This is a genomic window from Streptomyces sp. NBC_00461 (assembly GCF_036013935.1).
In the GTDB taxonomy this organism is placed as follows: Bacteria; Actinomycetota; Actinomycetes; order Streptomycetales; family Streptomycetaceae; genus Streptomyces.
The window spans coordinates 3784326-3796876 of sequence record NZ_CP107902.1 but is presented as its reverse complement, the minus strand read 5'-3'; the positions used below and the strand labels follow the sequence as shown (position 1 = coordinate 3796876).

Genomic DNA, 12551 nt, shown 5'->3' with positions numbered 1-12551 from the left:
CCGCGTGATCAGCTGCTCGTAAACACCCGCCACCGGTTGCGCCCGGTCCCCCGATTCCGCCACGGCTGCTCCCTGATCCCTCGCGATTGATCTCTCACGTCGATACGGATCTGTTCTAACAGCAGCCACCGACAATCGAAGCTCTTCTGCTGCAAGGTGATCGTTTTCGGACAGGCAAGTTTGGGAAACCAGGCCTGAGCTGGCGCGAAAGCCGTCAGCGCCCTGCGTGGCCCTCAGAACTCGGAGGCCGGCCGGGTCGGCTATGTCGTCCGCTGAGTGGGGGCACTTCGACTGGTGAGAAATGGGCCCGCGTGGCCGCTACACCCCGTGACACTCCCCATACTCCCGCCCCGACCCACACCAACACCCAGCCCCCCGCTGCGGCGGCCACTCCGCAGCCCGCCCCCTCGCCGCCAGCGTCGTCGCATACTGCGGCAGCAGTTCCGTCTCCCCGGGGGAGGCCATTTCCGAAGCTGCGAAGGCCTCGTATGACGGGACCGTGCCCGTCACGATTCCCAGGTTCGGCGTTCCGCTGGCCGCCAGTTCCCGCAGTGACCCCTCTATCGTCGCCAGGTGGTCGGCATGGGACGGGTACTCGTCGGCCAGGGTCGGGTAGCCCGCGAGCAGCTCAGCCAGTTCCTCCTGCGGCCAGTGCAGGACCGCCACCGGGAACGGGCGGGAGAGGGCCTCGCGGAAGGTGCCCAACTCCGCCCGCAGCCGCGAGATTTCCGCCGCCAGCTCCGCCGGGTTGTCCGAGCCCAGGGACCACACGCGCTTGGGGTCGTGGAGTTCGTCCAGGGAGACCGGGGACGAGTGCAGGAGGTCCGCCACCGTGTCCCACTCGTCGTGGGCGAGCCCCAGCATCCGCCTCACCCGGTGGCGGCCGAAGAGCAGCGGATGTGTCGCGTAGGGGGGCTCGTCCACGTCTGTCAGGAGGACGCGGGCTCCCTCCGTGAACGTCTCCTGGGCCGCCTCCAGCTCGTCGTGCGACTCCAGTGACTCCGCCACGATCACCCAGGGAGCCGGGTCCCGTGGGGCCGCGGCGCGGACGCCGTCGATGATCGCGCGGGCCTCGGCCTCGTGGCCGTACTCCCACAGGTTCGAGGCCTTGAGGGCTCGTACCAGGTAGGGGTCCTCAAGGTCGGTCCGGGAGGAGAGCAGGTGGTCGTAGAGCGCGGTCGCGGCGGGGCGGTCGCCGGACAGTTCCAGGTGGGCCGCGGCCTGCAGGAGCAGGGCTTCGGCGTCCTCGGGATACCGGTCGGCGGTCCGCTCCAGGCGTGCCGCTTCGGCGGTGTGGTCGACGTTCTCGGCGGGCGTGTCGGGGCGCATGGACGACACCGTACTGCCGATGGCTTACGGAGGCGGAGACAAGGGGTGAGATATGCGCAGGTCCGGCGGTCCCGTCACCGTGGCGTCGCCCGGTCTTGGGGTGTCAGCCGGGCGGAGCTGCGTGCCGAGTGCGCCGTCACTGCCAGGACCGTCGGGACTGTCGGGACTGTCGGGACCGTCAGGACGATTCACTGTGGGGCGCTCGGTCCTTGGGCGTTGGTCGGGCGCGGCCGCGTGCCGCGCAGGCCATTACCGCCAGGCCCGTCAGGGCGATGCCCGCGCCGACGTAGAGGGGAGAGGTGTAGCCGAGACCGGTGCTGATAGCGAGGCCGCCCAGCCAGGCTCCGAGCGCGTTGCCGATGTTGGAGGCGGAGACGTTGGCGCTTGCGGCGAGGGGGACACCGCCCGCCTCGTCCGTCACGCGGGTGATCATGCCCGGGACGGCGGCGAAGCCGAACAGGCCGAGGAGGAAGATCAGGATCACGGAGGCCGCGGCGCTGTCGGCGAGCAGGCCGAAGAGGGTGAGTGTGGTGGTCAGGCCGGTCAGCGACACGATCAGGGTGAGGTCGCGGTTGCGGTCGGCTCCGCGTCCGCCCGCCACGTTGCCGGCGACCAGACCCGTGCCGTAGACGACGAGCAGCCAGGCCACGTCGGTGTCGGAGAAGCCCGTGACCCGGGTGAGGGTGTAGGCGATGTAGCTGAACGCGCCGAACATTCCGCCGTAGCCGAGGGCGGTCGCCGCCAGCGTCAGCCACACCTGGGCGGAGCGGAAGGCGCGCAGTTGGGCGCGGAGGTCGCTTCTGGACGCCGCCGGGGTCGTGCCCGCCCAGGACGGCACCAGTACGGCGATGGCGATCAGCGCGGCCAGCCCGATCGCCGTGATCGCCCAGAACGTGGCGCGCCAGCCCCAGCGTTCGCCGACCAGGGCGCCGAAGGGAACGCCCAGTACGTTCGCCACGGTCAGGCCGGCGAACATCGTCGCGACCGCCCGAGAGGCCCGTTCAGGAGGTACCAGGCGGCGGGCCACCAGCGAGCCGATGCCGAAGAAGGAGCCGTGGCACAGGGCGGCCACGATGCGGCCGAGGAGCATCACCTCGTAGCCGGGAGCGACGGCGGACAGCAGGTTGCCCGCGACGAACAGGGCCACCAGGCCTACGAGGACGGCCTTGCGGTGCAGGCCGGCCGTGGCGGCGGTGAGCGCGATCGCGCCGACCGCCACCGCCAGCGCGTACCCGGAGATCAGGCGGCCCGCCGCGGCCTCGGACACGTGCAGACCGCGGCCCACCTGGGGCAGGAGCCCGGCGATCACGAACTCGGTCAGCCCGATTCCGAAACCGCCGAGCGCGAGCGCACCCAGGGCGAGTCCGGGGCCGCGGCCGGGGGTCAAGGGGTGTCCGGGGTCCGGGCCGTGGGAGGCGCCCGTGCCGGTCGCGGCCCGCGGCTCCAGCTAGATCACCACCCCGTCGATCTGCAGCGTCTGCACCGCCTTCGCCGCGAAGGGGACGGCGACCGTCTTCCCGCTCAGGTGCGTGTCCGAGTACGACCTGTACGTGTCCCCGCCCGTCGTCACCGTGTTCCAGCGGGGTACGAGGCCGCCCGAACCACCGCTCACCGTCGTGAAGTTGGAGAGGTTGAAGGTCAGGGTCTGGGCCGACGAGGACGTGTTCGCGGCCACGATCACCAGGCGCCTGGCGCTCGCGTCGTAGGCCGCCGCCGCGTTGCTCACGCCCGTGTCGAGGATCTTCATGCCCGGGCGGATGTGGCGGCTGAACTGTGCCATCACGTAGTACTTCGTCTGGACCGCGCCCGCCTGGAGGGTGTTGGCGTCGTACGCGATCATCGCCCAGTTCGAGGACGGGTCCATCACCTGCCAGTAGACCCAGGCGGTGGGGTGAAGCCAGCGGAAGTCGGAGAGCAGGTTGCTCGCCAGCGTGAGGCCCGTGCCGTCGTTGTCGCCCGTCTCCGAGTTCCACAGGGCCTTGCCGGCCGTCGTCACCACGTCCGTGTAGAGCAGGTCCCGGCGGCCGCCCGAGCCTTGGTAGCCATGGACGTTGACCCGGTTCACGTACCCCTTCGTCGTCGACGAGAAGGAGTTCCACGTCGTACGGGCCAGGTCGTAGCTGGTCTCGTCCGAGGCCGAGATCCTGGTTCCCGTCAGGCCCCGCTTGTCCAACTCGCTGCGCACGAACGGCAGTACGGCGGACTGGACCGTCGCGTCGATGTGGCAGCCCTCCTGGGTGCCGGTCGCCGTCCACCAGTTGGAGCTGGGCTCGTTGAAGGCCTCGACCGTCGCGAAGTTCACGCCCCAGTTGTTCTTGGCGCGGAGGGCGACCGCGGCGAGGTGGGAGGCGTGCTGGCGGTAGTTCCACGTCTGGAGGTTGTTGCCGCCGCCGGAGGCACCGGAGGGGTTGTGGTTCTGGCACATCCACCACATGGGGGAGTTGGCGAACAGCTCGGTGGTGGCGCCGCGGTTCGCCGCCTTCACCAGCATCGCGCGCTGTGTGGCGTCCGCGGTCCAGTCCCAGGCCGAGGACGTCGGGTCCTCGTTGTTCCAGTCCTGCCAGTAGCCCTCGATCTGCTTGAAGGCGGGGATGTTGGGGGAGGCGACCATTTTATCGCCGGACACGGTGTTCGAGCTGCACGCGCCCAGGTTGTAGCGGGCGATGTTCAGGCCCAGGCCGGGCAGCGAGGTGCCGTTGTACGTCGTCGACTTGGTGGTGAAGAAGATGTCGGCGAAGTCGTCACGCGCGCCGAACACATTGGCCCACCAGGCAAGGGAGGTGCCCCAGCCCTCCCAAGTGCCGTACGACGTACGGGGGTTGATGCTGATCGTGGCATCCGCGCGTGCGGTGCCGGTCGCCAGCGCGCTGCCGAGGAGGGTGCCGCCCGCTGCGGTCAGCAGGGTTCTGCGTCGGATCATGGCTACTCCGCTTCGCTGCATGTCCCGTGTATGCCACTCGTGCCACGACGAAGCATCGGGTGTGGCGCGTGGGGTTGTCGAGAGTTGTGACAGCGCTTTCTAAAACCTATGTACGAAGTACCGAACAGCGCTTACGGCTGGTTACTTCAGGCCACGACCCCTATCGTGCGGGCGGCCTGGTGAGCGGGCGTACGCCCGCGAAGCAGGCGTACGGAAGCGAAGGAGGCGTACGGATGCGCGTTCCGGTCGTGCAGCACAGCAGTCGGCGGCGGCTGGCCCGGCGCCGGCGGGTGTGGTGGGCCGGGGGCGAGGTCCTCGTCACCGTGGGCCTCGTACTCCTGCTCCTTGTCGTCCACCAGCTGTGGTGGACCAACCGCGAGGCCCGGCGCGGCGCCGAGCGGAAGGTGGAGGCGCTGGAACGGGAGTGGGGCGGCGGCGGGGCGGGTAACCGGACGGGCGACGGCGACGACTCCGCTACGTCCGTCCCGTCGACGCCGGCCCGGCCGCGCGACGGCATCGGCTCCCCTGACACCCCTGACACCCGAGACACCCGTACCGGTCAACAGGCCGTCACCGCTCGGCAGTCGCGCCCCACCTGGTCCCAGGCCTACGCCGTCCTCAGCATCCCCCGCCTCGGCCTCCGCGTCCCCGTCGCCGAGGGCGTCAGCAAGCAGAACGTCCTCAACAAGGGGTACGTGGGCCACTACCGCGGCACCGGGCAGCCCGGCCAGGCGGGCAACTTCGCCCTCGCGGGGCACCGGAACACCCACGGCGAGCCCTTCCGGTACCTGAACCGGCTGCGGGCGAAGGACGTCGTGGAGGTGGAGACCAGGAGCGCGACGTACACGTACGCCGTCGACCGGACCCTGCCGCAGACCTCGGCTCGCGACTCCGGTGTCGTACGTCCGATTCCGCGCTCCGTCGTCAAGCCGCGCTACGGGTACAGCGAGCCCGGTTACTACATCACGCTGACGACCTGCACTCCTGAGTACACGTCCAGATATCGGCTGGTGGTGTGGGGGAAGCTGGTGTCCATGCGGCCCCGTTGAGGCGCGTGCGTCGAGGCGCGTGCGTCGAAACGCGCCTCGTGAGACGCGCCCCGGCGGTCACGCCCGCTCCCGCAGTGCCAGTACCGCCACCGCCGCCAGCGCCGCCAGGCCCGCCGACACGGCCAGCGCGATGTTCGCGCCGTGGCCCAGACCGCTGCCCGAGGACGTGACGATGGCGATCGTCAGGGCGACTCCGGCGCAGGAGCCGATGTAGCGGAAGGTCTGCTGGGCGCCCGAGCCCATGGCCGCGCGGGCCGCGGGTACCGACTCCACCGACAGCAGGGGCAGGGCGGCGTTCAGGAGGCCGCTGCCGATGCCGCCCAGGATCAGGCCCGGCAGGAGGCGGTGCCAGGAGCCGGAGTCGATCGCGCCGAGCATCGTCAGGACGCCGGCCGCGTGCAGGGCGAAGCCCACGGCCAGTTGGTGGCGGGGCGGGACGCGGCCCGCCAGTCGCTTGGCCTGGAGGGCGACCGCGAAGGACAGGCCCGACCAGAGCAGGAACAGCCAGGCGGTGTCCATCGGCGAGAGGCCGAGCACCTGCTGGAACAGGACCGGCAGGAAGCTGAAGAGGCCGATCACCGCGAGGCCCGTGAACAGGCCGCCGGCGGACGAGGCCAGGAAGCCGGGGCGGCGCAGCAGGCCCAGGTCGATCATGGGGGTCGCCGTTCGGCGTTCCACCAGGACGAACACGCCGACGAGCACCACGGCCGCCAGGAACAGCAGGCCCACCTCGCCGCGCAGCCAGCCGTCCCGGCCCAGGGTCAGTGCGGCGACCAGGGAGACCAGCGCCAGGCCGAAGGTCAGCGCGCCCAGGATGTCGGGGCGTCCGCCTCTCGGCGAACGGGACTCCGACAACGCACGCGTCGACAGGGCCGCCACCACCAGCGCGGCCGCGCCCAGAACGCCGTACGACATCCGCCAGTTGGGCATCGCGCCCGCCACCAGCGGCCCGGCCGCGATACCGCCGCTCACGAAGGCGCCCCACACGCCGGTGGCGTGCAGCCGGCCGCGCGGGGTCGGGAACGCGTGCACGATCAGGCCCAGGCTGCTCGCCAGGATCGCCGCGCTCGCCGCGCCCTGCGCGATACGGGCCAGCGTGAACAGCAGGGTCGACGAGGCCAGCGCGCCCAGGGCCGTGGTGATGCCGAGGGTGAGGGTGCCGAGGAGGAAGATCCGGCGGCGGCCGAAGTCGTCGGCGAGGCTGCCGGCGACCAGGAGGACGGCGGCCAGGCCCAGCGGAGTGCCGTTGATGAGCCAGGCCTGCGCGGAGAGCGGGGTGTGCAGGGCCAGCGCGGTGTCGCGGAGGGTGACGACCGGCGCGGTGTACGTCATGAGCGTCACGGCGGTGGCCGCGCTGGTCAGGGCGAGGGTGGCGCGTGGGTGCGGGGGCGCCTGCGCGAGGGATGCCGGCCGGGCGTGCGGCGCGGGGGGTGCGGCGTCGACCTCGGGGAGGGTTCGTTCATTGAACCTAGTCATGTGCGGCACCGTAACATAGTAGGTTCGGTCATTGAACCGATGCCAGGTAAATGGTTACAGTGGGCGGCATGGCACTGGGCAAGGACTACGCGACACAGGAGTGCTCCATCGCCCGCGCGCTGGAGATCATCGGCGAGCGCTGGACGCTGCTCGTCGTGCGCGACGCGCTCTACGGCGTGCGGCGCTACAACGACTTCCTGGTCCATCTCGGCATCCCGCGCGCGGTCCTGGCCGCCCGCCTCCAGACGCTCACAGCGGAGGGGATCCTTGAGAAGCGGCGGTACCAGGAGTCGCCGCCGCGCGACGAGTACGTCATCACCGAGCGCGGCATCGCCCTGTGGCCGACGCTGCGCTCGCTCGGGGTATGGGGCCGGGAGCACTTCTCCGAGAGTCAGCTGCGTTACTTCCGGCACGTCGACTGCGGCACCGAACTCGGGCCGTACGGCGAATGCCCCGCCTGCCGTGCCGTCGTACCCGTCGAGGACGTCCTCGTGGAGCCGGGGCCGGGAGCCGACCCGAACCCGACGAATCCGGTCAGCCGGGCGCTGCTCAGGCCCAAGCGACTGCTGGAGCCCATCGAACAGCCGACGGCCGAGCCGGATCTCGTACAGCTCGCACAGCCGGATGTCGTACAGCCGGATCCTGTATAACCGACAGCAGGACCGGCATGCGCGAGGACCAGTATGTGTAAGGACCAGCGTGTGTGAGGACCAGCGTGTGCGAGGAGGGGGAGCAGCAGTCATGATCCGTAACCGGACGTCCCTGCGCCCCGCCGCCGTACTGCTGCTCCTGGTCCTTCAGGCCGTGCTGCTCGTCGACAACGGCAGCCTCACCGCCGCCGTCGCGCTCGCCGCGACCGCGGCCGCCGGCTCCGCGCTCGCCCTCTGCTCGGTCATCACCGCGCGCTGCGCGCCCGCCGTGCCGCCCACCCGGGTGCGTACGGCCATCCGCGACCGGGCCCGCCGTACGGCCTTCCTGCCGCAACGCGACCCCGACGCCAAGGGACGCACCCGCCCCCGAGCCCCCGGATCCGCCCTCCCGGCGACCGTCGCGTAGGGCTCACCCACACACACCTCGGTGACCCCACGCGGGTCGTCATGCCGCCATGTCCCGATACCGGCACGACGAGACCCCCGGAGGGCTCACCCATGTCCGTCTTCTCCGTGTTCGCCGATCTGGTCGAGCACCTTGCCGACCTGCTCCAGCCGCTGTTCGGCGCCACCGCGGCCGCCGCCGCGATCGTCCTGTTCACCGCCTTCGTACGACTGCTCGTCCATCCCCTGTCCCGGGCGTCCGCGCGCGGACAGAAGGCCCGCACCGCCCTGCAGCCGAGGATCACCGAGCTGCGGAAGAAGCACGCGAAGGAACCCGAGAAGCTCCAGAAGGCGGTGCTGGAGCTGCACGCCGAGGAGAAGGTGTCGCCGGTGTCCGGGTGCCTGCCCGGGCTGCTGCAGCTGCCCGCCTTCTTTCTCCTCTACCACCTGTTCTCGAACACGACGATCGGCGGCCGGAGCAACGGTCTGCTCGCCCACCAGCTGTTCGCCGCCCCGCTCGCCGGACGGTGGGCCGACGCCCTGGGCGCCGGCGGGGCCTTCGGGGCGGCGGGGCTGGTCTATCTCGCGCTGTTCGCCCTGGTCGCCGGGGTCGTGACCTTCAACTACCTGCGTACGAAGCGGATGATGGCCACGAACAGCCCGCTTCCCGTGGGCGACGGCGAGCAGCAGGTGCCGGGGCTCGGAGCCGTGAGCAAGGTGATGCCGTTCATGTCCTTCTTCACGCTGTTCACGGTGGCCGTCGTGCCACTGGCCGCCGCGCTGTACGTGGTGACCAGTACGACGTGGAGCGCGGTGGAACGGGCCGTGCTCTACCGCTAGGCGCCGAGGCCCCGATCGCTTGGCGCCCGAAGGGCGCGAGGGCGCGAGGGCGCGAGGTTACGGTCCAGTCCGTGAACCGGGTATTGCGGACTGGACTGCGACCTTGGAGGATCGACCAGTCCTCCGATGGCTGCACCCGTCGGGCGGGCGCCCGCGATCGAGTGGAGAGTGTGATCATGAAGCTGCTGCGAGTCGGTACGGCGGGAGCGGAGAAGCCTGCGCTGCTGGACGCCGAGGGGGTGCTGCGGGACCTCTCCGGTGTCGTCGCGGACATCGACGGAGCGCTGCTCGCCGACGACGAGGCGCTGGGGCGGATCCGGTCCGCGGCCGATGCCGGCGAGCTGCCCGCGCTGGACGCGGCTGGGCTGCGGGTGGGGCCGCCTCTCGCGCGGATCGGCAAGATCGTGTGCATCGGGCTGAACTACCACGACCACGCCCGCGAGACCGGGGCCGAGCCGCCCGCCGAGCCGGTGATCTTCTTCAAGGCCGCGGACACGGTCGTCGGGCCCCACGACACGGTGCTGGTCCCGCGAGGGTCGGTGAAGACCGACTGGGAGGTCGAGCTGGCGGTCGTCATCGGGCGTACGGCCCGGTACGTGGAGTCGGCGCAGGACGCGCTCGGCCACGTCGCCGGGTACGCGGTGGCGCACGACGTGTCCGAGCGCGAGTTCCAGATCGAGCGGGGCGGGACCTGGGACAAGGGGAAGAACTGCGAGACGTTCAACCCGCTCGGGCCGTGGCTGGTGACCGCGGACGAGATCGCCGATCCGCAGGACCTGTCGCTGAAGCTGTGGGTCAACGGGGAGCTGAAGCAGGACGGGACCACGGCCGAGCAGATCTTCCCGGTGGCGGAAGTGGTGCGGTACGTCAGCCAGTTCATGACCCTGTACCCGGGCGATGTCATCAACACCGGTACGCCGGCGGGGGTCGCGCTGGGAGAGCCCGAGCCGAAGCCGTTCCTGCGGGCCGGGGATGTCGTGGAGCTGGAGATCGAGGGGCTCGGGCGGCAGCGGCAGGAGTTCAAGGACGCGTAGGCGCTCCGCTGGGGAGAGCCGGGGGACTGCGGTCGTTTGTCGGCTGCGGGCCGTCTGTGGCTTGTCGCGCAGTTCCCCGCGCCCCTGAAAGATGCGCAGTTCCCCGCGCCCCTAAAAGGTGCGCAGTTCCCCGCGCCCCTAAAAGGTGCGCAGTTCCCCGCGCCCCTAAAAGGTGCGCAGTTCCCCGCGCCCCTAAAAGGTGCGCAGTTCCCCGCGCCCCTAAAAGGTGCGCAGTTCCCCGCGCCCCTAAAAGGTGCGCAGTTCCCCGCGCCCCTGAGAGGTGCGCAGTTCCCCGCGCCCCTAAGAGAGCAGGGAAGCCAGCCTGCGCCAGGCCTCGCGCGGAAGGGAATCGCGGTCGGCGCCGTCCACCACCTGGAGGGCCACGTGGTCTGCGCCTGCTTCGAAGAACGTGTCGATGCGGGCGCGGATCCGGGATTCGTCTCCCCATGCGAACACCGCGTCCACCAGGCGGTCGCTGCCGCCCTCCGCCAGGTCCTCCTCGGTGAAGCCGTGGCGGAGGAAGTTGTTGGTGTAGTTCGGGAGGGCCAGGTACATGGCCAGATAGTCGCGGGCCAGGGTGCGGGCCCGGGTCGGGTCCGTTTCCAGGACGACCTTCAACTCCGGGGCCAGGAGCGGGGTCTCGCCCAGGATCTCGCGGGCGTAGGCGGTGTGTTCGGGGGTGACCAGGTACGGGATCGAGCCGGCCGCGTGGTCGCGGGCCAGCTCCAGGGTCTTCGGGCCGAGGGCGGCGAGGACGCGGCGGTCGGCGGGGACACCGGCCCCGTCCAGGGCGTCGAGATAGGCGGCCAGGGCCGAGTACGGGCGCCGGTACTGGTCCGCGAACTTGGCATGGCTGACACCCAGGCCCAGGACGAAACGGCCGGGGTGGGCCGACTCCAGCTCGGCGAAGGCGGCCGCGCTCTCGGTGGCCTCGTACTGCCAGATGGACTGGATGCTGGTGCCGACGGTGAGCTGCGAGGTCGCTGCGACGAGCGGTGCGGCGTGGCGGGCGGCGCTGCTGCCGCCCAGCCAGGCCGCACCGTACCCGAGTTGCTCCAACTCCGCGGCGGCGTCGGCCAGTTCGGAGCGCCGGGACGGGTCCTCCGAGCGCAGACCCACGCTCCAGATGCCGTACCGGCCGACGGTTGCCTTCAAGGTGTCACTCACGGGTTCGGTCCCTCCGGTCGGTGCGCTGTCCATCGGTGCCAACCGGAGGGTGCCTCGCGATAATCCCCGTGGTCTCCGCAGTCTCCGCAGTCTCCGCAATCTCCGTAGTCCCCGTCACGGCGCTCAGCGCTTCAGGAACTCCTCCAGCGCCTCCACCACGAGCCGGTGGTCCGCCAGTTGCGGCAGGCCGGACACGGTGACCGCGCCGATCACGCCCACGCCGAGGACGTTGATCGGGAAGGAGCCACCGTGGGCCGCGTACACGTCCGGGTCCAGGCGGGAGGAGTCCTCGAAGGTGCTGCCCTTGGCGCGGAAGCGTGCGCCGACCAGGTAGGAGGCGGAGCCGTAGCGCTCGACCACGCGACGCTTGCGGGCGATCCAGGCGTCGTTGTCGGGAGTGGAGCCGGCGAGCGCGGCGTGGAAGAGCTGCTGGCCCGAGCGGTGGATGTCGACGGCGACGGGCGCCTGGCGTTCCCGGGCCAGCTCCACGAGGAGCGACCCCAGGGCCCACGCGTCGTCGTGGGTGAACTGGCTGAAGACCAGGCGCCGTTCCTGCGCCTCCAGTTCCTCCAGGGGCGGGGTGAGTTCCGGGTGGAACTTCGGGGTGATCTCCTGGTTGCGCGTCACAGCGTCACCGCCACTTGGTCGCGGGCCGAACGGCGGGCCGCCTCCAGTACGTCGAGGGCGGTGGCCGCCTCGACAGCGGTCACCGGGTTGGGACCGCCGTCGGTGAGAGCCCTGGTCACGGCCGCATAGTACGCGGGGTAGTCGCCCGGGAGGGTGGGCTCGGGGCGACCACCGCCGGTCAGCGGGGACTCACCGGCACCGACACGGCCCCACAGGGACTCCGCTTCCGTGCCCCAGTCGGTTGCCGTGCCCGGGCGCCTGCCCTCGCGCAGCGCCGCCTCCTGCGGGTCGAGGCCGTACTTCACGTAACCCGCCCGCGAGCCCAGCACCCGGAAACGCGGGCCGAGTTGGGCGGTCGTCGCGGAGACATACAGGTGGGAGCGCACACCGCTCTTGTGCGTGATCGCGATGAACGTGTCGTCGTCGGCCTCCGCGCCCGGGCGGCGGATGTCCGACTCGGCGTACACCTGCGCGGCCGGGCCGAAGAGGACCAGCGCCTGGTCGACGACATGGCTGCCGAGGTCGTAGAGCAGACCTCCGATCTCTGCGGGGTCGCCGGACTCGCGCCAGCCGCCCTTGGTCTGCGGGCGCCACCGCTCGAAGCGGGACTCGAAGCGCCATACGTCGCCCAACTCGCCCTCGGCGAGCAGCTTGCGGAGGGTCAGGAAGTCGTTGTCCCAGCGGCGGTTCTGGAAGACGGAGAGGAGGAGGCCGCGCTCCTCGGCGAGGGCGGCCAACTCGCGCGCCTCGGCCGCCGTACCGGCAACGGGCTTGTCCACGACCACCGGGAGACCGGCCTTCAGGGCGGCCGTCGCCAGCGAGACGTGCGTCCTGTTCGGGGACGCGATGACGATCAGGTCCAGCTCGGCGGCGCGGTCGAGCAGCTCGTCGGGGGTCGCCGCCACGCCCACGTCCGGAAACTCGGTGCGGGCCTGCTTCTGCCGCTCCGGGTTCGAGGTGACCACCGTGTCGAGAGCGAGACCCTCGGTGGCGGCGATCAGCGGCGCGTGGAAGACGGAGCCCGCGAGGCCGTAGCCGATGAGGCCCACACGGAGAGGAGTACGAGTCATGCCTC

At 71.0% G+C, this 12551-nt stretch carries 12 protein-coding genes; 5 read left to right on the top strand and 7 right to left on the bottom strand.

Annotation, left to right across the window (positions count from 1 at the left end; all coding sequences use genetic code 11):
* Positions 1-318: 318 nt before the first annotated feature.
* The 3 genes from OG870_RS17800 to OG870_RS17790 form a co-directional block, all read right to left on the bottom strand.
* A complete protein-coding gene (locus tag OG870_RS17800) occupies positions 319-1329 on the bottom strand; it encodes an SEC-C domain-containing protein (protein ID WP_266840212.1) in 1011 nt (336 codons plus the stop codon).
* Between the two features lie 178 nt (positions 1330-1507).
* The gene (locus OG870_RS17795) at positions 1508-2716 is read right to left on the bottom strand and encodes an MFS transporter (RefSeq protein ID WP_266840214.1); all 1209 of its coding nucleotides are present in this window, start codon (positions 2714-2716) and stop codon (positions 1508-1510) included.
* A gap of 60 nt (positions 2717-2776) precedes the next feature.
* Positions 2777-4249 (bottom strand): beta-1,6-galactanase, encoded by a 1473-nt coding sequence (locus OG870_RS17790; RefSeq protein WP_266840216.1) that lies wholly within the window; start codon positions 4247-4249, stop codon positions 2777-2779.
* Positions 4250-4482: 233 nt separating this feature from the next.
* Here OG870_RS17790 and OG870_RS17785 point away from each other — a divergent pair, with 233 nt between their 5' ends.
* Positions 4483-5298, top strand: coding sequence for a class E sortase (locus OG870_RS17785; RefSeq protein WP_266840218.1), 816 nt, complete (start codon positions 4483-4485; stop codon positions 5296-5298).
* A gap of 57 nt (positions 5299-5355) precedes the next feature.
* Here OG870_RS17785 and OG870_RS17780 read toward each other — a convergent pair whose 3' ends face one another.
* A complete protein-coding gene (locus tag OG870_RS17780) occupies positions 5356-6774 on the bottom strand; it encodes an MFS transporter (protein WP_266515095.1) in 1419 nt (472 codons plus the stop codon).
* 68 nt (positions 6775-6842) lie between these two features.
* On the opposite strand from OG870_RS17780, the gene OG870_RS17775 reads away from it, so the two are divergent.
* The 4 genes from OG870_RS17775 (at position 6843) to OG870_RS17760 (ending at position 9682) form a co-directional block, all read left to right on the top strand.
* Positions 6843-7424 carry a winged helix-turn-helix transcriptional regulator gene (locus OG870_RS17775; protein WP_266584270.1) on the top strand — a complete coding sequence of 194 codons (582 nt, stop codon included), beginning with the start codon at positions 6843-6845 and terminating at the stop codon, positions 7422-7424.
* 91 nt (positions 7425-7515) lie between these two features.
* Positions 7516-7830: a DUF6412 domain-containing protein gene (locus OG870_RS17770; protein ID WP_266584272.1), complete on the top strand. Its 315-nt coding sequence runs from the start codon at positions 7516-7518 to the stop codon at positions 7828-7830.
* A gap of 92 nt (positions 7831-7922) precedes the next feature.
* Positions 7923-8648 carry a YidC/Oxa1 family membrane protein insertase gene (locus OG870_RS17765; RefSeq protein ID WP_266840221.1) on the top strand — a complete coding sequence of 242 codons (726 nt, stop codon included), beginning with the start codon at positions 7923-7925 and terminating at the stop codon, positions 8646-8648.
* A gap of 176 nt (positions 8649-8824) precedes the next feature.
* Positions 8825-9682, top strand: a complete 858-nt coding sequence (locus OG870_RS17760) for a fumarylacetoacetate hydrolase family protein (protein WP_266584273.1) — start codon at positions 8825-8827, stop codon at positions 9680-9682.
* A gap of 300 nt (positions 9683-9982) precedes the next feature.
* Here OG870_RS17760 and OG870_RS17755 read toward each other — a convergent pair whose 3' ends face one another.
* The 3 genes from OG870_RS17755 to OG870_RS17745 all read right to left on the bottom strand — a co-directional run bounded on the left by OG870_RS17755 (position 9983) and on the right by OG870_RS17745 (position 12546).
* Positions 9983-10882: an LLM class F420-dependent oxidoreductase gene (locus tag OG870_RS17755; protein WP_443063433.1), complete on the bottom strand. Its 900-nt coding sequence runs from the start codon at positions 10880-10882 to the stop codon at positions 9983-9985.
* A 90-nt stretch (positions 10883-10972) separates the two neighbouring features.
* Positions 10973-11476: a heme-degrading domain-containing protein gene (locus OG870_RS17750; RefSeq protein ID WP_266584277.1), complete on the bottom strand. Its 504-nt coding sequence runs from the start codon at positions 11474-11476 to the stop codon at positions 10973-10975.
* On the bottom strand, positions 11473-12546 hold the full coding sequence (locus tag OG870_RS17745; protein WP_266840226.1) for a Gfo/Idh/MocA family oxidoreductase: 1074 nt from the start codon (positions 12544-12546) through the stop codon (positions 11473-11475). Before OG870_RS17745 ends, OG870_RS17750 begins: the two co-directional genes overlap by 4 nt.
* Positions 12547-12551 lie beyond the last annotated feature (5 nt).

What these genes read in the sequence shown, in the direction of transcription:
- OG870_RS17800 (WP_266840212.1), bottom strand. Translation starts at nt 1,329, where the DNA reads ATGCGCCCCGACACGCCCGCCGAGAACGTCGACCACACCGCCGAAGCG.
- OG870_RS17790 (WP_266840216.1), bottom strand. Translation starts at nt 4,249, where the DNA reads ATGATCCGACGCAGAACCCTGCTGACCGCAGCGGGCGGCACCCTCCTC.
- OG870_RS17785 (WP_266840218.1), top strand. Translation starts at nt 4,483, where the DNA reads ATGCGCGTTCCGGTCGTGCAGCACAGCAGTCGGCGGCGGCTGGCCCGG.
- OG870_RS17780 (WP_266515095.1), bottom strand. Translation starts at nt 6,774, where the DNA reads ATGACTAGGTTCAATGAACGAACCCTCCCCGAGGTCGACGCCGCACCC.
- OG870_RS17775 (WP_266584270.1), top strand. Translation starts at nt 6,843, where the DNA reads ATGGCACTGGGCAAGGACTACGCGACACAGGAGTGCTCCATCGCCCGC.
- OG870_RS17770 (WP_266584272.1), top strand. Translation starts at nt 7,516, where the DNA reads ATGATCCGTAACCGGACGTCCCTGCGCCCCGCCGCCGTACTGCTGCTC.
- OG870_RS17765 (WP_266840221.1), top strand. Translation starts at nt 7,923, where the DNA reads ATGTCCGTCTTCTCCGTGTTCGCCGATCTGGTCGAGCACCTTGCCGAC.
- OG870_RS17760 (WP_266584273.1), top strand. Translation starts at nt 8,825, where the DNA reads ATGAAGCTGCTGCGAGTCGGTACGGCGGGAGCGGAGAAGCCTGCGCTG.
- OG870_RS17755 (WP_443063433.1), bottom strand. Translation starts at nt 10,882, where the DNA reads ATGGACAGCGCACCGACCGGAGGGACCGAACCCGTGAGTGACACCTTG.
- OG870_RS17745 (WP_266840226.1), bottom strand. Translation starts at nt 12,546, where the DNA reads ATGACTCGTACTCCTCTCCGTGTGGGCCTCATCGGCTACGGCCTCGCG.